Annotated in this window: 22 protein-coding genes and 1 tRNA gene; 8 read left to right on the forward strand and 15 right to left on the reverse strand. The window is 64.0% G+C overall.

Features of this window, described 5'->3' with window-relative positions; genetic code table 11:
• Positions 1 to 295: 295 nt before the first annotated feature.
• Positions 296 to 1522 carry a sugar ABC transporter substrate-binding protein gene (locus EN824_RS24085; RefSeq protein ID WP_127277076.1) on the reverse strand — a complete coding sequence of 409 codons (1227 nt, stop codon included), beginning with the start codon at positions 1520 to 1522 and terminating at the stop codon, positions 296 to 298.
• Between the two features lie 181 nt (positions 1523 to 1703).
• Here EN824_RS24085 and EN824_RS24090 point away from each other — a divergent pair, with 181 nt between their 5' ends.
• From EN824_RS24090 to EN824_RS24100, 3 genes are read left to right on the forward strand one after another with little or no spacing between them, the layout of a single operon-like run.
• Entirely contained in the window at positions 1704 to 2474 is a 771-nt protein-coding gene (locus EN824_RS24090; RefSeq protein WP_135883248.1) for an SDR family oxidoreductase, read from the forward strand.
• A 2-nt stretch (positions 2475 to 2476) separates the two neighbouring features.
• On the forward strand, positions 2477 to 3547 hold the full coding sequence (locus EN824_RS24095; RefSeq protein WP_135863333.1) for an ABC transporter ATP-binding protein: 1071 nt from the start codon (positions 2477 to 2479) through the stop codon (positions 3545 to 3547).
• 16 nt (positions 3548 to 3563) lie between these two features.
• Positions 3564 to 4445: a MurR/RpiR family transcriptional regulator gene (locus EN824_RS24100; RefSeq protein WP_127277082.1), complete on the forward strand. Its 882-nt coding sequence runs from the start codon at positions 3564 to 3566 to the stop codon at positions 4443 to 4445.
• A gap of 3 nt (positions 4446 to 4448) precedes the next feature.
• On the opposite strand, the gene EN824_RS24105 is transcribed toward EN824_RS24100, so the two are convergent.
• Both EN824_RS24105 and EN824_RS24110 read right to left on the reverse strand, forming a co-directional pair.
• Positions 4449 to 4772: a DUF167 domain-containing protein gene (locus EN824_RS24105; protein ID WP_135929958.1), complete on the reverse strand. Its 324-nt coding sequence runs from the start codon at positions 4770 to 4772 to the stop codon at positions 4449 to 4451.
• Positions 4773 to 4779: 7 nt separating this feature from the next.
• Positions 4780 to 5073 carry a YggT family protein gene (locus EN824_RS24110; protein WP_015315112.1) on the reverse strand — a complete coding sequence of 98 codons (294 nt, stop codon included), beginning with the start codon at positions 5071 to 5073 and terminating at the stop codon, positions 4780 to 4782.
• Positions 5074 to 5221: 148 nt separating this feature from the next.
• Between EN824_RS24110 and EN824_RS24115 the strand changes: the two genes are divergently transcribed.
• The 3 genes from EN824_RS24115 (at position 5222) to EN824_RS24125 (ending at position 6917) form a co-directional block, all read left to right on the forward strand.
• Positions 5222 to 5297: transfer RNA gene (locus EN824_RS24115), tRNA-Ala, on the forward strand.
• Between the two features lie 320 nt (positions 5298 to 5617).
• Entirely contained in the window at positions 5618 to 6367 is a 750-nt protein-coding gene (locus EN824_RS24120; RefSeq protein ID WP_127277086.1) for a helix-turn-helix transcriptional regulator, read from the forward strand.
• 298 nt (positions 6368 to 6665) lie between these two features.
• Positions 6666 to 6917 carry a hypothetical protein gene (locus tag EN824_RS24125; protein ID WP_127277088.1) on the forward strand — a complete coding sequence of 84 codons (252 nt, stop codon included), beginning with the start codon at positions 6666 to 6668 and terminating at the stop codon, positions 6915 to 6917.
• 15 nt (positions 6918 to 6932) lie between these two features.
• Here EN824_RS24125 and EN824_RS24130 read toward each other — a convergent pair whose 3' ends face one another.
• From EN824_RS24130 to exbB, 3 genes are read right to left on the reverse strand one after another with little or no spacing between them, the layout of a single operon-like run.
• Positions 6933 to 7871, reverse strand: coding sequence for an energy transducer TonB (locus EN824_RS24130; protein ID WP_135932763.1), 939 nt, complete (start codon positions 7869 to 7871; stop codon positions 6933 to 6935).
• On the reverse strand, positions 7868 to 8335 hold the full coding sequence (exbD, locus tag EN824_RS24135; RefSeq protein WP_135932764.1) for a TonB system transport protein ExbD: 468 nt from the start codon (positions 8333 to 8335) through the stop codon (positions 7868 to 7870). Before exbD ends, EN824_RS24130 begins: the two co-directional genes overlap by 4 nt.
• Before the next feature lie 13 nt (positions 8336 to 8348).
• Positions 8349 to 9296, reverse strand: a complete 948-nt coding sequence (gene exbB, locus EN824_RS24140) for a tonB-system energizer ExbB (protein WP_135932765.1) — start codon at positions 9294 to 9296, stop codon at positions 8349 to 8351.
• A gap of 338 nt (positions 9297 to 9634) precedes the next feature.
• Between exbB and EN824_RS24145 the strand changes: the two genes are divergently transcribed.
• Complete coding sequence (locus tag EN824_RS24145) at positions 9635 to 10321, forward strand: isochorismatase family cysteine hydrolase (RefSeq protein ID WP_135932766.1); 687 nt, start codon at positions 9635 to 9637, stop codon at positions 10319 to 10321.
• Between the two features lie 6 nt (positions 10322 to 10327).
• Here the strand turns inward: EN824_RS24145 and EN824_RS24150 are convergent, their stop codons facing one another.
• The 9 genes from EN824_RS24150 to EN824_RS24205 all read right to left on the reverse strand — a co-directional run bounded on the left by EN824_RS24150 (position 10328) and on the right by EN824_RS24205 (position 19975).
• A complete protein-coding gene (locus tag EN824_RS24150) occupies positions 10328 to 11257 on the reverse strand; it encodes an LLM class flavin-dependent oxidoreductase (RefSeq protein ID WP_135932767.1) in 930 nt (309 codons plus the stop codon).
• Between the two features lie 138 nt (positions 11258 to 11395).
• Positions 11396 to 11551, reverse strand: a complete 156-nt coding sequence (locus EN824_RS24155) for a hypothetical protein (RefSeq protein WP_127279725.1) — start codon at positions 11549 to 11551, stop codon at positions 11396 to 11398.
• Between the two features lie 189 nt (positions 11552 to 11740).
• Positions 11741 to 12685 carry an ABC transporter permease gene (locus EN824_RS24160; protein WP_135863337.1) on the reverse strand — a complete coding sequence of 315 codons (945 nt, stop codon included), beginning with the start codon at positions 12683 to 12685 and terminating at the stop codon, positions 11741 to 11743.
• The gene (locus EN824_RS24165; protein WP_135932768.1) at positions 12682 to 13737 is read right to left on the reverse strand and encodes an ABC transporter permease; all 1056 of its coding nucleotides are present in this window, start codon (positions 13735 to 13737) and stop codon (positions 12682 to 12684) included. The genes EN824_RS24160 and EN824_RS24165 overlap by 4 nt, the downstream gene beginning before the upstream one ends.
• Before the next feature lie 258 nt (positions 13738 to 13995).
• Entirely contained in the window at positions 13996 to 15507 is a 1512-nt protein-coding gene (locus tag EN824_RS24175) for an ABC transporter ATP-binding protein (RefSeq protein ID WP_135932769.1), read from the reverse strand.
• A 230-nt stretch (positions 15508 to 15737) separates the two neighbouring features.
• Positions 15738 to 16769 carry a BMP family protein gene (locus EN824_RS24185; RefSeq protein ID WP_135932770.1) on the reverse strand — a complete coding sequence of 344 codons (1032 nt, stop codon included), beginning with the start codon at positions 16767 to 16769 and terminating at the stop codon, positions 15738 to 15740.
• Between the two features lie 338 nt (positions 16770 to 17107).
• Positions 17108 to 18313, reverse strand: coding sequence for a 3-oxoadipyl-CoA thiolase (gene pcaF / locus EN824_RS24195; RefSeq protein WP_135932771.1), 1206 nt, complete (start codon positions 18311 to 18313; stop codon positions 17108 to 17110).
• Between the two features lies 1 nt (position 18314).
• Entirely contained in the window at positions 18315 to 19121 is an 807-nt protein-coding gene (locus EN824_RS24200; RefSeq protein ID WP_135932772.1) for a CoA-transferase subunit beta, read from the reverse strand.
• Positions 19118 to 19975: a CoA transferase subunit A gene (locus EN824_RS24205; RefSeq protein WP_135932773.1), complete on the reverse strand. Its 858-nt coding sequence runs from the start codon at positions 19973 to 19975 to the stop codon at positions 19118 to 19120. Before EN824_RS24205 ends, EN824_RS24200 begins: the two co-directional genes overlap by 4 nt.
• A 110-nt stretch (positions 19976 to 20085) precedes the next feature.
• Here EN824_RS24205 and EN824_RS24210 point away from each other — a divergent pair, with 110 nt between their 5' ends.
• Complete coding sequence (locus EN824_RS24210) at positions 20086 to 20856, forward strand: IclR family transcriptional regulator C-terminal domain-containing protein (RefSeq protein ID WP_135932774.1); 771 nt, start codon at positions 20086 to 20088, stop codon at positions 20854 to 20856.
• The last annotated feature ends 70 nt before the right edge of the window (positions 20857 to 20926 follow it).

Consider the following 20926-nt stretch of genomic DNA (forward strand, 5'->3'; position numbering starts at 1 on the left):
CCGCCGTCGGCGCCGCCCCTCACCTGCCTGCCGGCATCCTCTCCCCGTATAGTGACGGGGAGAGGGGGTGCTTTCGTCACCGCTTTCGCCAGTCACCAGCGTCCAAGAAGGGCGCCGAGATTGCGACCAGCCCTTTCTCCCCGTCACTATACGGGGAGAAATGCCCGGCAGGGCAATGAGGGGCGGCGCTGACATTGGAGAGCAGCCGAACACTTCTAGAAGTGTGGCGCGCCCCGCCTGAGTCGGGGGCGCGCCACGGGCGCAGGGAGATACGCCCTATTTCTTGAACACGGCCCTATTTCTTCAGCACCGCATTGGCCTTGACTGCCGCCTCCTTCAAGCCTGCCTCGGGGTCGCCGCCGAGATAGATCTTCTGCATGGCGTCCGAGGTGATCTGGGCGACTTCTTCCCAGCCCGGGATGATCGGCGCGAAACGGGCATCCGGCAGCAGCGCGGTAAAGGCGGCGAGATCGGCGTTGTTGACGTAATAGTCCATCTTGGCCTCTTCCTTGTTCACCGGGAGGAAGCCTTCGCCTTGCGTGAACTTGGCGCGCTGCTCCGTGGTGAACAGGAAGTCCATCAGCTTCCAGGCCTCATCCTTGTTCTTGGAGTTCTTGAACATGATCATGGAATCGGTGACGCCATAGGTGCCGCGCGCGCCGGTCGGCCCGGCCGGAATGGCGGCCACGCCGTATTTGAGGCTCGGCGCCTCATCCTTGATCTGGTTGGACAGGAAGGGCGCGGTGATCATCATGCCGACCTTGCCCTGCTTGAACAGGTTCTGCACGTCCTCACGGTTGTTGGAGGTGACGCCGGGCTCCGTCAGCCCCTCGTCGATCATCGACTTGTAGAGCTTGGCGGCTTCGAGCGCGCCCGGCGTGCCGAGGCCCGACGTGCCGTCCTTGTTGAGGATCTCGGTGCCCTGCGACCACATGGCGTAGTAGTAGTAGACGTCGGTCTCGATCTCCTTGCCCTGCAGGCCGAAACCGAAGGCACCCTGCGCCTTGATCTTGCGGGCATCCTCCTGCAGTTCGGTCCAGGTTGCCGGCGGCTTGGCGATGCCGGCCTTCTCGAACAGCTCCTTGTTGTAATACATGGCGCGCGCCGAAGCGGCGATCGGCAACCCATAGGTCTTGCCGCCCATGATCGAGGGCGACAGGAAGGTGTCGATGAAGCGGCCCTTGAATTCGGGCGTGATATAGCTGTCGAGCGGCTCGGCGACATCCTGCTGGACGAAGTCGATCAGCCAGCGCGTGCCGATGATGGAGAGATCAGCATTGGTGCCGGCGGTGATGTCGGTGGTCAGCTTCTGCAGGAGCACATCCCAGGGCACCACCTCGAACTTGACGGTGATCCCGGGATTCTTCGCCTCGAACTCTTTCTTGACCTCTTCGAAGTAGGGGCCGGTCTTGGCGCTGTATTCGGCGACGGTAACCCGCACTTCGCCAGCTTCTGCCTGCGCCGCGAAGGCCAGAATGCCCATTCCGGCCATCAGGCCGGCAGTCCATTTCGCAAGGTTCATCTGATCTCTCCCATTTGGTCCACGCTTTTGCGCTCCCTGTGCCGGTGCTGACACAAGATTTATGTGACTTTCCTACATTATCGATGAATTTGCCGCATGCAAGCGGATTATGATGTTGCTTAATTACATTCCATTCTTTAGCCTGCCGGCATCTGCCTGACCTGCCGGAGGAGCAAGCGCCGTGGTTTCGAGAGCCGAATTCGAAGGCAGGACGGTCGTCATCACCGGCGCCGGTGGCGGCCTTGGCTCCGCGATCGCCGCACTGCTGGCCGGCAGGGGCGCACGGGTGGTCGGCTGCGACCAGTCCGAGGAGGCGCTGGCGAGCCCGCACCTTGCCTCGCGTCATGTCTTCGATCTTCTCGACCGGGCCTCGGTCGAAGCCGCGGTCGCCGCAGTGCTCGAAAAGGACGGCGTCCCCGACATTGTGATCAACAATGCCGGCTGGACGCGCGCCGAGACGCTCGATGCGCTGACGGCGGACAGGATCGAGCATGAACTCGACCTCAACCTGACCGGCGTGATGATTTTCGCCGATCCCATTGCCAAGGCGATGGCCGCGCGCGGTTCGGGCAGCGTCGTCTTCATTTCGTCCGTCAACGCCATCGCGCATTTCGGCAACCCCGCCTATGCCGCTGCCAAGGCCGGCATCAACGCCTATGCCAAATCGATCGCCGTCGAGCTCGGCCGCAGCGGCGTGCGCGCCAATGTGGTCTGCCCCGGATCGATCCGCACCGCCGCCTGGGACCATCGCCTCGCCAAGAACCCCGACATAATCGGCAAGCTGCAGCGGCTCTATCCGCTCGGCCGCATCGTCAACGCCTCGGAAGTGGCCGAAGCGGTGGCTTTCCTTGCCTCCGACCGGGCCTCGGGCGTAACAGGCGTGGTGATGCCCGTGGACGCGGGATTGACCGCCGGCTGCCTGCCGTTCATCGACGACATATTGGGAGCGTGACCATGACCGACGTCGAGTTTCGCAACCTGTCGAAATCCTTCGGCCAGCACAAGATACTCGAGAACATCAGCCTCGACATCACGAGCGGCGAATTCGTGGTGCTGGTCGGTCCGTCCGGCTGCGGCAAGTCGACCTTGCTGCGCATGCTGGCGGGCCTGGAGACCATCAGTTCCGGCGACCTCTTGATCGGCGGCACACGCGCCAACGACCTGCCGCCACAGCAGCGCAACATCGCCATGGTGTTCCAGTCCTATGCGCTATTTCCTCACCTCAAGGCCTCGGACAATATCGGCTTCGGTCCGAAGATCCGGGGCGAGGACCGCACCGCCATCGACCAGAAGGTCAAGAAGGCGTCCGGCGTCCTCAACCTGTTCTCCTACCTCGACCGTTATCCCCGCCAGCTCTCCGGCGGCCAGCGCCAGCGCGTCGCCATGGGCCGCGCCATCGTGCGTGAACCCTCCGTCTTCCTGTTCGATGAGCCGCTCAGCAATCTCGACGCGCAGCTGCGCGTGCAGATGCGCACCGAGATCAAGGCACTGCACCAGCGGCTGAAATCGACCATCGTCTACGTCACCCACGACCAGATCGAGGCCATGACCATGGCCGACCGCATCGTGGTGATGGATCGCGGCAGGATCCAGCAGGTCGGAGCGCCGCTGGAGCTCTATGACAGGCCGTCCAACAAGTTCGTCGCCGGCTTCCTCGGCTCGCCGTCGATGAGCTTTGTTTCCGGGGCGCTCAAGACGACGCCCGAGAGAACCTGGTTCGAGTCGACCGGCGGCGGACGGCTTGCGCTCGCCGGCAAACCGGTGCCGGCAGGCAGTGCCGTGGAGGCCGGCATCCGGCCCGAACATTTCATCGTCGGCGAGGCCACTGATGCCATGGCGCTCAAGGTTGATGTCGTCGAGCCGACCGGTTCCGAAACCCATGTCTACGGCACCATTGGCGCCGACACTGTGCGCGCCGTGTTCCGCGACCGGGTGCCGGTCCGGCCTGGCGACCTGCTGCCGGTCTCGGTCGCCCCCGGCAACATCCATCTGTTCGACACGGCGACGGGCCTGCCGCTGAGATGACGACGGAAACTCGAATATGAAGACGCCGGCCGACATCATCACGCGGCTGCAACTGATGTCGCAGGACGGCACCAAGTCGGATCGCCGGCTGGCAAGCCTCGTTCTGTCCGATCTCGACTTCGCCTCCAAGGCAGCAATCTCGGAAATTGCCGCGCGCGTCGGCGTCAGTGAGCCGACAGTCACCCGTTTCTGCCGCAACCTCGGCTGCGAGGGCCTGCGCGACTTCAAGTTCTATCTGGCGCAGGCCATTGCCATCGGCGGCCAGTATCTGTCGCCGGAGCCGCTGAGCCGCGATGCCCGCGAACAGCGCATCGCATCGGCCATCACCGAAGCCGCGATCGCCTCCATCCAGCGCGTCAGCGAAAACCTCGACATGACGACACTGGTCGACGTCGCCGCGCGCCTCGCGGCGTCAGGCAATGTTCTGTGCATCGGTTCGGGTGGCATTTCCTCGATGATGGCGACCGAGATGCAGAACCGGCTCTTCAGGCTGGGCCTGCCGGTCCTGGCGCAGATCGACGGCCAGTTGCAGCGCATGTACGCCGCCGTTGCCACGCCGGACACCACCGTCGTCGCCTTCTCGGTCTCCGGCTATGCGCGCTCGGTCATCGAGGCGGTGCAGGTCGCCCAGCAATATGGCGCCGCCACGGTGGCCGTCACCGCGCCCGACTCCGCGCTGGCCAAGGTCGCCGACACGGTCATCCACCTGCAGCCGCTCGAGGACGGCAACATCTACAAGCCGACATCGTCGCGCTACGCGCTGCTGGCGATCGTCGACATGATCGTGACATCGGTCGCCGAGACGCGCGGCCCGAAGGTGCTGGAGAACCTGCGCCGCATCAAGCAGAGCGTGAACACGCTGAAGGTCGACGATCCGCGTTTGCCGCTGGGGGATTGAACTTCAGGTAGAGGATAGACGGCAGAGCGCATCGACACTTCTTGCCAGCGCCGCCGGTTCGCCTGAAATGCGCAGCGTCTTGAGACGGGCCGTGCCGCCGGCAACGACCGAAACCGAAGATGCCGGCACGCCCAGCGCCTTGGCGACCAGCTTCTCCAGCGCTTGATTGGCGGCGCCATTTTCCGGCACGGCGCGGACCCGCGCCTTCAAATGGCTTCGTCCGTCCGCCGATGTTTCGACGCCTTCCAGCCGGTCCACGGAAGACTTCGGTGTCAGCCGAACGAACAGATCGACGCCGTTCTCGCGAATGCGGTACGGCGCGCTCATGCGATCGTCAGGCCAGCAACAGCGGCGCCACCGTGGTGAGAATGAACTGCCTGAGGAAGAACAGGATCAAAAGCAGGATGATCGGCGAGATGTCGATGCCGCCAAGGTCGGGCATGAAGCGGCGGATCGGCCGCAGCGCCGGCTCGGTCAACCTGTAGAGCATGTTGCCGATGCTGCCGACGAACTGATTGCGCGAGTTGACGACGTTGAAGGCATAGAGCCAGGAAAAGATCGCCGAAGCGATGATGACCCACCAATAGAGGTCGAGCGCCATGACGATGGTTTGAATGAGGGCGAGCATGCCGGTCTCCAATTGTTGCCGACATGTAGCCACTACGCGCCGAACCGGCAAGGGCAGGGTTCAGCCACGCGACCGGCGGGCGGGTTTTTGGTGAAGCGCCGCCTTGACAGGAAACCGCGTCGCCCGATAAATGCGCCATCCGCTGGACGGGGCTGTAGCTCAGCTGGGAGAGCGCGTCGTTCGCAATGACGAGGTCAGGAGTTCGATCCTCCTCAGCTCCACCAGCGGAATAATCGATTGTCCGCCTTTCCCGCGCGGTAACGCCCAAGCATCATCCGATACATCGCGATGCATCACCCGGCGAGAATGCCCCCAAAAATGGCCAGAAGCGACTTCGCCTTTCCAAGGCGAAATGGTTGTCAATTGGACTTATGGCGATGGCCGGTTTCCGATCGGCGCTATTTTTTTTGGAAGCCGCCCCATTAGACTGGCGTTCTCAAATCAGTTTTTCTGTGTGTTGTGACAAGGCGTTTCGGCGGGGGCGACCGAAGGCGCTATACGGATTCCGAGTCGAAATGAAGAAGCCGCCCGCGGAAGCAAAAAAGTGTCCATTCGCGACAATCTCGCTGCAAATCTCAGGCGGCTCTGCAAGGACCATGCTTCCGTCAGCGCGGTGTGCCGCGAACTGGGCATCAACCGCACGCAGTTCGAGCGTTATCTGCAGGGGCAGACCGTCCCCAACAAGGCCACCGCCAAGCTGATCTGCGACTACTTCCGAATCGACGAGGCCGAACTGTACCGGGACCCCGGCACCCCCGAGCCCACGGCTCCCGGCCTGCCGCCGATCTCCGAAAGCCTGTTCACCCAGATGATCCGCCCGCCCGCCCCGTCGATCGCGGGCGGCACCTATTTCACCTATTTTTCGATCCCGACCCGCGCCGACCTCCTGATGCGGTCAGTGACCTTCGTGCGTCGCGAGGCCGAACTGGTCACATTCCGCTGGGTCACCGGATGGTCGGAGCGCCGCGGCTCGACATGGGCGCGGGCGCGCGGCAACCATTATGGCGTGGCGATCTCGCGCCTCAACTGGATCTATTTCAGCGGCGTCAACCGCCGCCAGACAGGCGAGCCATCGCTGATCTCGGTGCAATGGGCGCCTATCTCCGAACCGGTGCTGAGAGGCAAGGCCATGCTTCTGACCGAAACCGGGCCGGCATTCGTGTCGGTCATCATGCGGCAGGACATGTCCAATATCCCGCCCAGGCATGCGATCCGCATGGCGCATGTCGTCAGGCTCGATGATCCCGGCGTCGATCAGCTCGTCGTCAGCCTTGCCCGGGACGGGCTGGATTAGCAACTTGCTTACGCTAAATAAGAACAAGAATATCCCGAAAAAGCGTATGCTAGCGATTGCCTACTCCATATCTGAGTAAAATCGATTTTTTTAGACTTTACAGCCAGGAAAGATATTTTAGATCATATTTGATTTACTACAATTTTAACAAATCATTAACTCTCCGGACCTTACCTTTCTACTCGCGGGTACGAACTTGGCCCGCATTCGGCGGGCTCGACCATCAATTGGCCGACTCGACATGTCCAGTGTAGCCCATACGCATTCCTAGAGTTCCATCCGATGACAGGAGCAGCAGGTGTCAAATCAGTCACTACGTCAGTCAGAGCTCGATAGTCTGCAATATATCGCGACGATGACCAACGAACTGGTGCAGATGGCCGAAGCAAGCCGTTTTCCCATGATCTCCTATCTGCTCGGCATGGCCTATGCCGAGGCCTTCGATGTCTTGCGCGGCGCACGCCCGGCCAGACATGCGCAGCTCAGCGGCAACCCGATGCATCCCAAGGCACACGCGAAAGACAACCACGCTCAACCAAGAACAGCGTAGCGCGACGGGGCGGCGCTAGTCCTGTAGACTGAACACGAACGGCGCCGTACGGCTGACGCGCGAGCCGAGTTCCGGCGGCGGCGCCGGTACGGTGGCGCCCTGTAGCACCGCGAGCGCTGCGCGGTCGAGCTCGGCATCACCGGACGAACGCACGACCCGCGCCGACAGCACCCGGCCGGACGGGTCCATGGTGAAAGTCACATTCACATTGCCTTGCGCGCGACGGGATTTCGCGGCACTCGGGTAGCGCTTATGGCGATTGATCCATGCCGTCAGCCGCGATTCCCATTTGGCCGGGCTGACACCCGAAAACCCGGCCGCCGAACTCGGCGCCGCTGCCTTGGCGGCGGGCCTGGCTTCGGCGCTCGCGGCACTTGCCGTCTTCAGTGGTTCGGCCTTTTCCTTCTTCGGCCTTGGCTTGAGCTTGTCGGCAGGCCTTTTGACCTTGGCTTCGGCAGGCTTCTTGTCCTTGCGTCTTTCGGCCGGCTTTGACCGCGGCATCGGGACGACAACCTCCGGCGCGACCGCCTCGACAATATCGGGGACGACCTCGTCCAAGGGCGGCTGGACGACCGGTTCGACCTCCATCATCTCCATGGGTTCGTCCGGCGGCACCGTCTCCGGCTCGGCGGCACGTTCGGCTTGCTCGACTACCTTGTCGGGCTCGGCGGTCTTCTCCGTCTCCTCGACCGGCTCGGTCTGGTCGGGAATCGCCGCATCGAGCATCGCCGCCTGTTCGGGTGCCGCCGGCGTCATCATCATCGGCGCCATTTCGATCACCGGCGCCGGCGGCGGCCCGCTATCCGACGGTTCGACTGGACTGAAATTCTGCACGGCATAAGCGACGGCGACATGCGCCCCAAGCATCAGCACGGCCGCACATGCCCATAGGGCAAGGTCGCGCCAGCCGAAGCGCGACAGCCCCATCGTGGGCGAGGCGGCCGATCGTGTCATGGGGCAGCCGTTCCGCCTGGCACCGGTGCGGCGGCATCACCGGCGGGCGCCGCCTCCAGGCCGACCAGGGCGACCTTCAGATAGCCGGCGGCACGCAGCAGGTTCATCGTCTCCATCAGGTCGCCATAGGCCACCGCCTTGTCGGCGCGCAGGAAGATTCGCGTCTGCTTGTCGCCCTTGGTGCGGCTGTCGAGCGTGGCGGCAAAAGCCGGCCGCGGCACGGTGTCGTTGCCGATCGCGAGCGTGAGATCATCCTTCAATGTCAGGAAGATCGGCGTTTCTGGCCGCGGCGCCGGCATCGCGGTCGAGCCGGGCAGGTCGACATTGACATCCACCGTCGCCAGCGGCGCTGCGACCATGAAGATGATCAACAGCACCAGGATGACATCGATGAACGGCGTGACATTGATCTCGTGGCCCTCCTCGAGATCGTCGTCCATGGTCTGTCGAAGCCTGCTTCCCACGACACCGCCCCCTCTACTCTGCCGCCAGCACCGCCGCGGGTGCTATCGCGCGGAAATCGAGGTCGCGGCTGACCAGCCGTTCGACGCCCGCCGAGGCGTCGGCCAGTGTCTGCCGGTAGCCGGCTATCGAGCGGGCAAAGACGTTGTAAATCACCACCGCCGGAATTGCCGCGACCAGCCCCATCGCGGTGGCCAGCAACGCCTCGGCGATGCCCGGCGCCACCACGGCGAGATTGGTGGTCTGCGCCTGCGAAATGCCGATGAAGGCGTTCATGATGCCCCAGACTGTGCCGAACAGGCCGACGAAAGGCGCCGTGGACCCGATCGTCGCCAGCAGGCCGGCGCCGCGCGACATGCGCCGCGACGCCGCCGCCTCGATGCGCGACAGGCGCGAGGCGACCCGTTCCTTCAGTCCCTCCCCGCCGACATGGTCGAGCGCGCCGGCCGAAAGCGCGGTCTCTTCCTCGGCGGCCCGCACCAGGAGCGCGCCGGGGCCGCCACTGCGGTCGAGCGCGCGGCTCGCCTGCTTCAACGTCGCGGCATCGCCGATCGCGCGGACGGCATGGCGGACACGCAGCTTGCCGGCGAAAATTTCCAGCGACTTGGCCAGCCATATCGTCCAGGTGACGAGCGACGCGAACGCCAATCCGATCATCACCGCCTTCACGATGATGTCGGCGGCCATGAACATGCCCCATGGCGACAGGTCGTGCGGCAGGTTCAGCTCCATCGTCCCCGCAAGGCCCGTCCCCGCCGGCTGCGGCTGCGCAGGCATCGCTGGTACTTCAGCCGCCGGTGGGGCGGGTGCCGGTACAGCTGGAGCAGCTTGTGCCGCTTCTGCCGGCGCGGCAGGAGCCCCGACTACTGCTGCAGCGTCGGCCGGTTGCTCCTGGGCCACCGCGCCGGTCGCCGCCAGGATCACCGATGCGACCAACGCCGCCAACGAACCATGTCTCGACACGAGCTTCTTCCTTGCTCTCACGGCGGCCAGAATGCGGTCTGGGTATCGGCTTCGGCCCCGGCCATGGCGTTTCTCCAGCGTGGCTACCGTTTTCCAATCCTGGCTACGGCAGGCAGGCGCCCGGGTTGACTATAAAACATGAACTTACTAGTCAACATTGAAGATGACAACGCCGCTCAACAAATCTCGGAGATGTGCCGGCCAAAAACCTGAAGCGTCGTGGCATGTTGCCGGTTACGGGCGGTCATTCGCCCGATCCGCCCTGGCGAATGCCGGACATCCGGTGTCGCGGCATCGGTGCGAACTCGCTAGAATGATCCGGCCGCAAGGAGCTCCGGATGATCAAGGCAATACCCTTCGACTACCCTTATGATGGCAGGCTGGTGGCCGAAAACACCGCGTTGATCGTCATCGACCTGCAACAGGATTTCCTGTCGACATCGGGCTATTTCGCCAGGAAGGGGTATGACCCCTCGCCGCTGCGGGCGATCCTGCCCACGGTGAACCGCCTGATCGCGGCCGCGCGCAGGGCCGGGCTCACCATCGTCCACACCAGGCAGGGTTACCGCGCCGACATGGCCGACATGACGCCCTATGAGAAATGGCGCCGCAAGCGCGCCGGTCTCGACGGCACCGACGTCCTGTTGCGCTCGGGCGCGGGATTCCAGATCGTTCCGGAGATCGATGTCGCAGCGCACGACATCATCGTCGACAAGACCTGCAACAGCGCCTTCACCTATACGGATTTCGAGCTCGTGCTGCGCGCTCGAGGTATCACGCATCTGATTTTTTCCGGATGCACGACGGATGTTTGCGTTCACACCACGCTGCGCGAGGCCTGTGACCGCAATTTCCAATGCCTGACCATTTCGGACGCCTGCGCCAGCGGTGATCAAAAGGCGCATGAAGCGGCGTTGCACATGGTGACGGTCGAGGATGGCGTCTTCGGCGTGCTGGCCGATTCGGACGCCGTCATCGAAGGGCTGTCGCGGCTTGCCGGCAGACACCAAGCAACAGAAGATTGATGGACCTCAGCCCGCTGCTCGCGTCTCCAGCCCTGCGCCAGGCGCATAAGCTCCGTGGTGGAATTCGCTAGCCTCCCGGCGCGCCAGGGAGTTGCGCAGCAACGCAATGGTTTCCCGGCCAGCCGTCGCGATCTCGTGTGGCGTGTCGACGCCGATGACCATGAACTCATCGATGCCGAGAGCCGCATAGGCAAGCAGCGACAGCGCGACCTGGGCCGGAGGCCCGGAGAGGTCGACCGTCTTTTGGCCGGCGACGGAAACACCTTGGTGGATCCTGACCGGAAGCGCGAAGCGCAGTTTGCCGGCGCGGCCATGTTCGGCCGCGGCGCGACGCGCCCGCTCCATCAATTGCCTGATATCGTCGATCGGACCCGGCGCCAGTTCGAAGACATCGGCATGCCGGCCTGCCACCTTCAGCGCAGTTCCGGATTGCCCGCCCATACGGATCACGAGGTCGGCGCCATGCGGACCCTTGCGCTCGATATAACCACCCTTGATGCTGTAGAACGCACCTTCGTGGTCGAAGGGCCGGTCGTTCGACCACAGCCGCTTCAACAGCACCAGATATTCGTCGATCCGCTGCCAGACGACGCCACGTCCGACCGGCCGTGTCTCGGCATCGTCGTCGCTGATCATCCTGAGGGCCAGCCGTCCGCCGCTCCCCCTGTCGATGGACGCCAACTGGCGGGCAGCCACCGTCGGTTCGATCACGCCGGCCCAATGGGTGAGCACCACTTCCAGCGAAGCAGTGCGGTCGAGCACCTGGGCGGCAAGATCCATGTTGGTCAGCAGCCCGGCCGAATCGTCGACGACGATCTTCTGGAAACCCCCGTCCTCGATCAGCCCGAGTTTGGTCGCGGTCTCTGCGAAGTCATAGAAAAAGGGAACCGTCGCATCGGCGGTCTTGCCGGGAACATGCGTGAATTCGATCGGCATTGTCATCTCCTCCATCACTGGAATCACTGATGCTGTGAAATGCGAACCCTCAGGCGCGCCAAAGCGCTCCGGGATCCGGTTCATTCAACTCCGATTGCCTGAAAGCTGTGGGGCAACAGCCCCTGCCGATCCGGTGCCTTAGGGAATGAGGCCCAGAACGACTGCCCCGGTGAACACGAACGCAAGGGCAAAGACGAGATAGGCGAAAGCGCCGGCATAGGCCGGGCGAAAGCCCTGGGCATTGGCCAGCCTCTGGCCGCTGCTGTCGGTCTGGGCGTTCTGGATATAGGACATATCGACCTCCGTCTCGCTGGTTAATCTATAAAACTTGTAGACTTTGTCGATTGCTATTTTTCGATTATTCGCAGAATTTTTTTCTCATTGATCGCCAAAAATTGGTGTGAAGTTGCTGTGAAGATAGATCCAAGCGATCGACGCACACAGCGTGGCGGCATCCCTAGCGCGATGCAGGAAGGCTCTTGCCTACCGCTCCTCTCGTCGAAACGGCTTCAGCAGCGCCGAGGGTGCCACCGCGTTGCGCGACATCACCGCCATGGCGACAATCGTAAAGATGAAGGGCAGCATCAGGAACGCCTCGTAAGGGATATGCCCGAGCCCGCTCGCTTGCATGCGCAGCTGGAGCGCATCGACGAAGGCAAACAGCAGCGCCGCACCCGCCGAGCGCCACGGATCCCAGCGGCCGAACACGACCAGCGCGATCGCCACCCAGCCGCGTCCGGACACCACGCCGAAGGTGAAGGCGTTGAACTGCGCCATCGACAGGAAGGCGCCGGCGAGCCCCATCAGTGCACCGCCAAGGATGACGGCCTGGAAGCGCGTGGCAATGACGCTGACGCCGGCGGAATCGGCGGCACGCGGGTTCTCGCCGACCATGCGCACCGACAGGCCCCATGGCGTGCGGTAGAGCACGAAGGCAGCGAGCGGGATGGCCAGGATCGCCATGTAGACCAGCGCGAACTGGTTGAACACCGCCGGCCCGAGCACCGGAATATCGGACAGAACCGGGATCGGCAGCGTCTGAAAACCCTTGATGCTTGGCGGCACCGATTGCTGGCCGAAGATCAGCCGGTAGAGGAAATAGGCAAGCCCCGATGAGAACAGCGTCACGCCGATGCCGCAGACATGCTGGCTGAGGCCGAGCGCCACCGTGAACAGCGCATGCAGCGCGCCCATCAGCATGCCGGTCAGCACCGCCACCAGCACGCCAAGCCACAGGCTGCCACTGAGGCTGGTGGCCGTGAAGCCGGTCATGGCGCATAGCAGCATGATGCCTTCAATGCCGAGATTGAGCACGCCGGCCCGTTCGGAGAACATTTCGCCGAGCGTGGCAAAGGCCAGCGGCGTGGCGATGCGGATGATGGCGGCGAGAAAGCCGACCTGAAAAATCTGTTCCAGCACGGCGCTCATCGGGCGACCCCGACGCGGCGGATCCGATAGGCGGTGAACAGCAGCGCGACCAGCATGGCGAGCAGAGCCGTGCCCTGGATGACGTCGCTGAGGAACGCCGGCACGCCGGTCGCGCGCGACATCGCTTCCGCACCGGTCATCACGGCGGCAAGGAAGATCGCCGCCGGCACCACGCCGAGCGGGTTGAGCCGCGCCAGCATGGCGACGACGATGCCGGAATAGCCGTAGCCCGGCGAAATATCGCTCATCACCTGGAAGTGCACGCCGCCGACCTCGCCGACACCGGCAAGGCCGGCCAGCGCGCCGGAAAGCAATGCTGTCGAGATCAGCACTCGCTCGACATGGATGCCGCCATATCTGGCGGCTTCCGGGTTTTCACCGGTGACGCGGATGCGGAAACCGAGCGTCGTGCGCACGATCAGGAACCAGATCAGCGGCGCCGCGACCAGCGCCACGATGACGCCGAGATGCAGCCGCGTGCCTTCGATCAGCACCGGAAAATTGGCCGAATCCTCGATCGGGGGCGAGATCGGGTAGCCGCTGAAGCTATCCTTCCACGGCCCTTCGATCAGCGCCATCAACGCGTAGTAGATGACCGAGTTGAGGAGCAGCGAACTGACGACGTCGTCGACCTTGAATTTGACCCGTAGCGCCGCGGGGACAAGCCCCACCGCCGCACCGGCGGCAGCACCGGCGATTGCCATCAGCAGCATGGCGAGTGGCCCCGGCATCGGGATCGCGCCGACGAAGCAACTGGCCACCGCGCCGGCCAGCAATTGCCCCTCGGCGCCGATGTTCCAGAACTTGGCCCGGAAGGCGACGGCGACCGCCAGCCCGGTGAAGATCATCGGTGCGGCGCGCACCAGCGTTTCGGTGATGGCATAGCTGTCGCCGAGCGAAGCGGTGAACATGACGCCATAGGATTCGAACACACCAGCCCCGGCCAGCGCGATCAGGCCGCTGCACAAGACGAGCGTGGCAGCGATCGCCAGCAACGGCAGTGCCAGGTTGAACCAGGCTGGCGTGGAGGTCCGGACTTCGAGGCGAAACATCAGCCTTGGCCCTCCGCTCTTGGGCTAGCCGCGGAACGTTGGCGCCGCCCCTCATCCGCCTGCCGGCACCTTCTCCCTGTACAGTGACGGGAAGAAGGGGACTGGCGGCAACGTCGGCGACTGTTTTCGCGACCTTGATGGTTGGCGAAACCATCGACGAGAGCGCCCCTCTCCCCGTCACTATACGGGGAGAGGATGCCGGCAGGCTGGTGAGGGGCGGCGCCGACCTCCCAAGCGAAACGTCGAGGCAAACCCATGCTACGCCTTCCCCTCCGCTCCGGTCATCAGCAGGCCAAGTCGCGCAACACTCGCATCGGCGCTGTCGAGCGTGCCGGCGATGCGGCCCTCATACATCACCGCGATGCGGTCGCAGAGCACCATCAGTTCCTCCAGATCCTCGCCGATGACGACGATGCCGCAGCCCTTGGCGCGCATGTCGAGGAATTTCTCGTGGATGAAACGGGCCGCGCCAATGTCGAGGCCGCGCGTCGGCTGTGAGACGATCAGAACCTTTGGGTCAAAGGCAAGCTCGCGCGCCAGCAGCGCCTTCTGCAGATTGCCGCCGGACAGCGCGCCGGCCCGCATCATCGGCCCGGGACATCTGATATCATAGGCCTTGATCTGCGCCTCGGCGAAAGCGCGGATCGCATCCGGCTTGAGCAGCCCCCTGACGGAGAAGGCTGATGTGCCGATGCGCGGCAGCACCATCGAATCGGCGAGTGGCAGATTGGTGACCAGCCCCGTCGTCATGCGGTCTTCCGGGATGCGGCCAAGGCCCAGCGCCTGCACCTCGCGCGGCGAGAAGTGCACGACCTGTTTGCCGGCTATCGTCATTTGGCCGTTGTCGGGCGCGCGCACGCCCGAGATCACCTCCGCCAGCGCTCGCTGGCCATTGCCCGAGACTCCGGCAATGCCGAGAATCTCGCCAGCACGCACCACAAGCGACACATCGCGCAACGCGGTGCCCGAATGCCGTGAGGTCGAAATGCGGTCGAGGATCAGCACATCGGCGCCCGGTGTCGATGGCCCACGCGCCGGCGGCACGATTTCATGGCCGCACATCAATTGCGCCATTGCAGCCGACGTCGTGTTTGCCGGATCATCGACACGGCCGGCGACGCGGCCATGCCGCAGCACGGTGCAGCGATGCGTCAGCGCCCGCACCTCGTTGAGCTTGTGCGAGATGAAGATGATGCCGAGCCCCTGCGCCGCCATCGACCGCAACGCCGAAAACAGCCCGCCGACCTCGCTCGGCGCCAGCACCGCCGTCGGTTCGTCGAGGATCAAGAGCTTGGCGCCGCGAAACAGCGCCTTGACGATTTCGAGCCGCTGCTGCTCGCCGACCGACAGTGCCGAGACCGGCAGATTGGGGTCGAGCGTCAGCCCATGCTGGCTGCTGATTTCGGCGAGCCGCGCCAGCCCGCCGGCGCGATCGATCCGCCCCGACTTGCCGGGAATGCCGATGAGCAGGTTTTCCAGCACTGTCAGCCGTGGCGCCAGATGGAAATGCTGGTGCACCATGCCGATGCCGGCGGCCAGCGCATCAGCCGAACTGGTGATCCGCGCCGGCCGGCCCTCGATCAGGATCTCGCCGGCATCCGGCGCATAAGCACCGAACAGCACGTTCATCAATGTGGTCTTGCCGGCGCCGTTCTCGCCGAGCAAACCGAGGATTTCTCCTGGCGCCACGCTGAGATCCACAGCCTCGTTCGCTTTGACGGCGCCGAAGCTCTTGGTGATGCCGCGCATTTCGATGAGTGGGGCGGGCAAGGGTGCTCCTGACTTGCGATCCGGTGACTAACCGCAGAGGGCAGCGCTGCACCCCCCTCTGGCCTGCCGGCCATCTCCCCTCGAGGGGGAGATCAGATGTCACGCAGGCTTTCGCCAACTTTGGCCGTGCACAATAAAGCCATCAAGGAAGCTGCCGATCTCCCCCCTTGAGGGGGAGATGCCCGGCAGGGCAGAGAGGGGGGCTTGGCGCCCACCTTAAGCCGAAGCGCTCAATCCGAAACCGGCGTGTTCTCGTCGACATCCACCCGGAAATTGCCTTCCAGGATCTCGGCCTTCTTCTTCTCGACCAGATCCTTGACCTCGGCGGGCAAGGTCTTGTCGAACTTGTGGAAGGGCGCGAGATAGGAGCCGCCCTTGGCCATGCGCGAGAAATCGCCGTAGTCCTGCGCCGTGTAGACGCCGGCCTTGACCAGCTTGATCGCTTGCTCGACCGTCGGGTACATGTCCCAGACCGGGCCGGTGATGACCGTATCGGGGCCGAGGCTCGACTGGTCGGACATGTTGGAGATGGCGAGGATCTTCTTCTCGACCGCCGCCTCGATGACGCCGAAGCGTTCCGCATAGATGACGTCGACGCCGGCGTCGATCTGCGCCACCGCCGCTTCCTTGGCCTTGGGCGGATCGAAGAAGGAACCGATGAAGGCGACCTTCTTCTTGACGTTCGGATTGACCTCCTTGGCGCCAGCGAAGAAGGCATTGACCAGCCGGTTCACTTCCGGAATGCCCATCGCCGCCACCGCGCCGACCGTACCCGACTTCGACATCTTGCCGGCGATCATGCCGGAGAGATAAGCAGGCTCGTGGATCCAGTTGTCGAAGACGCCGAAATTGGGTTCGGCCGGCCCCGCGCCTGAGCCGAACAGAAATGCGGTCTTGGGGAACTGCTTGGCCGTGCGGCGCGATTCACGCTCGGCGGCGAAGGCGTCGCCCAGCACCAGCTGGTACCCGCCCTGCGCATATTCGCGCATGACGCGGCTGAAGTCGGCGGTCTGCACCTTCTCGGACCATTTGTATTCGATGCCGAGTTCCTTTTCGGCCTTCTGCAGTGCGACGTGGATCTGGTTGTCCCAGGGTTCCTCGATCGGCGTGGCGAAGATAGCCGCCACCTTCAGTTTCTTGCCCGCCGCGAAGGCCGCACCCGGCAGCATCGCCGCAGCGAAACCCAGCGCGCCCAGCTCCAGCACGTTGCGTCGCGACAGCCCTTCGCGCATCGAATGGGATTTGCTCTTTCGGTCTTCCATTGAAGTGCCCCTCTGTTCGACAGCCGTGTCGAGCCGGCCGTTCCCTAAGAATGTCAGACGAGGAACTATGGAACGGGTCTAGACTTTTGTCCACATGGTCAAATTTGAGAGCGGCCAATCGCTTCAGGTTGGCGCCGCCCCTCACCTGCCTGCCGGCATCCTCTGCCCGTATAGTGACGGGGAGAGGATGCCCGTCATTGCCGGTTTCGCCAATCACCGGCGTTCAAAGGAGGGCGCCGGCATTGCCGCCAGCTTCCTTCTCCCCGTCACTATACGGGGAGAAGTGCCCGGCAGGGCGATGAGGGGCGGCGCCAACCCTGGCAATTTGCAGTCTCCGATCAGGCCCGTTCGAGCGCGATGGCGATGCCCTGGCCGACGCCGATGCACATGGTGGCCAGCGCATAGCGGCCGCCGCGTTCCCGCAGCTCCAGCGCAGCCGTGCCGGAGATGCGGGCGCCCGACATGCCCAGCGGATGGCCGAGCGCGATGGCGCCGCCATTCGGATTGACGTGCGGTGCGTCCTCGGCGATGCCGAGTTGGCGCAGCACGGCGATGCCTTGCGAGGCAAAGGCTTCGTTGAGTTCGATGACATCGAATTGTTTTGGCGTCAGGCCAAGCCGCGCGCAGAGTTTTTGCGTCGCCGGCGCCGGGCCGATGCCCATGATGCGCGGCGCCACGCCGGCGGCGGCCCCGCCGAGGATGCGGGCGATCGGCGTCAGGCCGTACTTCTTCACAGCGGCCTCGGAAGCGACGATCAGCGCTGCCGCCCCGTCATTGACGCCGGACGCATTGCCGGCAGTCACCGTGCCGCCCTGCCGGAACGGCGTCGGCAATTTGGCCAGCGCCTCGACCGTGGTGCCGGCGCGGGGATGCTCATCCTTCGACACCACGATCGCATCGCCCTTGCGCTGCGCAATGGTCACTTCGGTGATTTCCTTCGCCAGCCGCCCATTGGCCTGCGCCGCGACCGCCTTGTCCTGGCTGCGCACGGCAAAGGCATCCTGGTCCGCACGCGACACGGCAAAATCCTCGGCGACGTTCTCGCCGGTTTCCGGCATGGAATCGACGCCGTACTGCTTCTTCATCAGCGGGTTGATGAAGCGCCAGCCGATGGTGGTGTCGTAAATCTCGGCATTGCGCGAGAACGCCGTGTCGGCCTTGGGCATGACGAAAGGCGCCCGGCTCATGGACTCGACGCCGCCTGATATCATCAGTTCGGCCTCACCCGCCTTGATGGCGCGCGCGGCGATGGTCAGCGCGTCCATGCCCGAGCCGCACAGCCGGTTGACGGTGGAGCCTGGAATATCCTGCGGCAGGCCGGCCAGCAGCAGCGCCATGCGCGCCACGTTGCGGTTGTCCTCGCCGGCCTGGTTGGCGCAGCCGTAGATGACGTCGTCCACCGCCTGCCAGTCGATCCCGGCATTGCGCTCAAGCAAAGCCTTCAACGGGATGGCGCCAAGGTCATCGGTACGTACCGAGGACAGCGAACCGCCGAAGCGGCCGATCGGCGTGCGGATATAGTCGCAAATATAGGCCTCGGCCATGTCAGGCTGCTTTCCCTTTTCCGGTCCCCTCATGCGCCGCCTTGGTGCGGGCCTGCAGGTCACGCAATGTCTCGAGTTCGAGTTCGCTTGGCGCCGGCGTTTCGTCAAGCGCCTCGGCGAACTTAACCACCCAGCCACAGCTTTCCTGCACCTGCTGGCGGGTGACGCCGTGATGCAGCGAGACAACGGTGAATTCCTTGGTGACCGGGTCCGGCTTCCAGATGGCGAGATCGGTGATCAGCAAGGTCGGGCCAGCGGTGTCGATGCCCAGCCGCTGGCGATGATCGCCGCCCTCGCCATGGCCGAACGAGGTGAAGAAGTCGATCTTTTCGACCATGCCGCGCTTGGTCTGCGCCATGGTGATGTAGATTTCCTTCGACGACGTCGCGATCTCCGGCGCGCCGCCGCCACCCGGCAGCCTGGTCTTGGGATGAAAATAGTCGCCGATGACCGTGGTGTTGATGTTGCCGAACTTGTCGAGTTGCGCCGCGCCGAGAAAGCCGATCGAAATGCGGCCGCCCTGCAACCAGTAGCGGAACATCTCCGGCACCGCGACGGTGGTGACCGCGGTTTCGCACAATTCGCCGTCGCCGATCGACAGCGGCAGCACGTCGGGCGCCGTGCCGATCGTGCCGCTCTCATAGATCAGCGTGATGTCGGGTGCATGCGTCAGCCGCGCCACATTGCAGGCAGCCGACGGCGCGCCGATGCCGACGAAGCAGACGTCGTCGTTCCCCAGGGCCCGGCTGGCCGCGATCGTCATCATCTCGTTTGATGTAAAGCCCAAGGGGTTCTGGTTGTCGCTCATCCCGCTTTCCTCAGATGTTCGACGCGGCCCGCGAAATCGTCGGCGGCTCTTTCGATAACGTTGGCCTGCATCCACTTTTGGAATTTCTCACGGTCGGCGGCAATCTCGTCCCATTCGAGATAGGCGGCATTGTCGCGCGCATAATAGCCGTGCGCATAGGACGGATGCGAACCGCCGGGCACCACCGAGATCGCCGCGATCGTCCAGCGCGGCAGCACGGTCAGGTTCGGATGCAAATCGCCGAAACTGTCGACCACTTCCTCCACCGTCACCACGGCGCGTCTGGCCGCCAGCACCGCCTCCTTCTGGATGCCGATAATGCCTTCGACCAGCACATTGCCCTTCTTGTCGGCCTTCTGCGCATGGATGAAGGTAACATCGGGCCGGATCGACGGCACCGCCGCCAGCACCTCGCCGGTGAACGGACAGGTGACCGATTTGATGTTCGGATTGACTGCGGCCAGCCCGGCGCCGCGATAGCCGCGGAACACCGCGCAAGGCAGGCCGGCCGCGCCCGCCTCATAGGCGTTGGCCATGCCGGCATGGCTGTGCTCCTCGACCTCGATCGACCGGGGAAAGCCGTTCTCGATCGCATCGCGGGCGCGCCGCAGCAGGCCGACACCGGGATTGCCTACATAGGAGAAGACGATTTTCTTCGCCATGCCCATGCCGATCATCTGGTCGTAGATCAGATCGGGTGTCATGCGGATCAGGGTCAGGTCGCGAAACCCCTGGCGGATCGCCTCATGCGCGGCAGCTGTCGGGATCAGATGGGTGAAGCCTTCGAAGGCGACGGAGTCGCCATTGTTCAGGTTCTCCGCGACGGCTTGCTTGAGCGACAGGAACTTGACCATCACCTAGACTCCAACTCCAAAAGTTCGTATTGCGAACTTTTGTTTTATATGTGATACTTTTTAAGCTACCCTATGACGCGGAGTCAATCCTGACGTCGCCCGGAGATGAGATGGACGAAGAGGCCGTTTCCCGTGATCAAGTCGGCTCGCTCGGGCGCGGTCTTGCCGTGATGGAAATCCTGGCCCGGCATCCTGCGGGCATGACCCTGACCGAAATGGCCGAGGAAGCCGGCCTGACTCGCGCCGGCGCCCGCCGCTTCCTGCTGACCTTGGTCGCGACCGGCTACGCGACTCAATCCGGCCGTGTGTTCTCCCTGTCGCCACGCCTGCTGACCATCGCCCGCACCTGGCTCGGCGGCGGCTCGCTGTGGAGCTTCGCCGCGCCGATCATGCGCGCGGTGGCGGCGCAGCTGAACGAAGCTTGCTCGGCGGCGATCCTGTCGGGCGATGATGTCGTCTATGTCGCCCGCATTCCCGGGCGCCGTATCCTGAGCGTCTCGCTCGATGTCGGCACCAGGCTGCCCGCCTATTGCACCTCGATGGGCCGGATGCTGCTCGCCGGGCTGACGCCAGAGGAACTCGACGCATTTCTTAGCCACGCAGCCATCGAACGCCGGACGCCGAAGACGATTACCGACAGGTCATTGCTGGCGAACACCATCGGCAAGGCTGGAACGGATGGCTTCGCCATCGTCGACGAGGAGCTGGAACTCGGCCTGCGCTCCATCGCCGTGCCGATCCGCGACAGGTCCGGACGCACGGTCTCGGCGATCAATGTCTCTACACAGTCGGCACGGTTTTCGGTCGCGGAGATGGAACGGGAGATCCTGCCGGCGCTGCTGGATGCCAGGCAGCGTATCGAGGAATTTTTTGTGGTGTAAGAGGCCTTGCTAGCCTTCCGACGTCGGCGGGCCAGCGCCCGCCTCTGCCCTGCCGGGCATCTCCCCCACT

Source organism: Mesorhizobium sp. M8A.F.Ca.ET.181.01.1.1 (assembly GCF_004792025.1).
GTDB lineage: Bacteria > Pseudomonadota > Alphaproteobacteria > Rhizobiales > Rhizobiaceae > Mesorhizobium.

Bases quoted from the DNA above. Each gene is read 5' to 3' on its own strand.
- EN824_RS24100 (WP_127277082.1), top strand. From the start codon at position 3,564: ATGAAGACGCCGGCCGACATCATCACGCGGCTGCAACTGATGTCGCAG.
- EN824_RS24145 (WP_135932766.1), top strand. From the start codon at position 9,635: ATGATCAAGGCAATACCCTTCGACTACCCTTATGATGGCAGGCTGGTG.
- EN824_RS24155 (WP_127279725.1), bottom strand. From the start codon at position 11,551: ATGTCCTATATCCAGAACGCCCAGACCGACAGCAGCGGCCAGAGGCTG.
- EN824_RS24185 (WP_135932770.1), bottom strand. From the start codon at position 16,769: ATGGAAGACCGAAAGAGCAAATCCCATTCGATGCGCGAAGGGCTGTCG.
- EN824_RS24210 (WP_135932774.1), top strand. From the start codon at position 20,086: ATGGACGAAGAGGCCGTTTCCCGTGATCAAGTCGGCTCGCTCGGGCGC.
- EN824_RS24160 (WP_135863337.1), bottom strand. From the start codon at position 12,685: ATGAGCGCCGTGCTGGAACAGATTTTTCAGGTCGGCTTTCTCGCCGCC.
- EN824_RS24165 (WP_135932768.1), bottom strand. From the start codon at position 13,737: ATGTTTCGCCTCGAAGTCCGGACCTCCACGCCAGCCTGGTTCAACCTG.
- EN824_RS24110 (WP_015315112.1), bottom strand. From the start codon at position 5,073: ATGCTCGCCCTCATTCAAACCATCGTCATGGCGCTCGACCTCTATTGG.
- EN824_RS24085 (WP_127277076.1), bottom strand. From the start codon at position 1,522: ATGAACCTTGCGAAATGGACTGCCGGCCTGATGGCCGGAATGGGCATT.
- EN824_RS24205 (WP_135932773.1), bottom strand. From the start codon at position 19,975: ATGGTCAAGTTCCTGTCGCTCAAGCAAGCCGTCGCGGAGAACCTGAAC.
- EN824_RS24105 (WP_135929958.1), bottom strand. From the start codon at position 4,772: ATGAGCGCGCCGTACCGCATTCGCGAGAACGGCGTCGATCTGTTCGTT.
- EN824_RS24150 (WP_135932767.1), bottom strand. From the start codon at position 11,257: ATGCCGATCGAATTCACGCATGTTCCCGGCAAGACCGCCGATGCGACG.
- EN824_RS24130 (WP_135932763.1), bottom strand. From the start codon at position 7,871: ATGACACGATCGGCCGCCTCGCCCACGATGGGGCTGTCGCGCTTCGGC.
- EN824_RS24200 (WP_135932772.1), bottom strand. From the start codon at position 19,121: ATGAGCGACAACCAGAACCCCTTGGGCTTTACATCAAACGAGATGATG.
- pcaF (WP_135932771.1), bottom strand. From the start codon at position 18,313: ATGGCCGAGGCCTATATTTGCGACTATATCCGCACGCCGATCGGCCGC.
- EN824_RS24095 (WP_135863333.1), top strand. From the start codon at position 2,477: ATGACCGACGTCGAGTTTCGCAACCTGTCGAAATCCTTCGGCCAGCAC.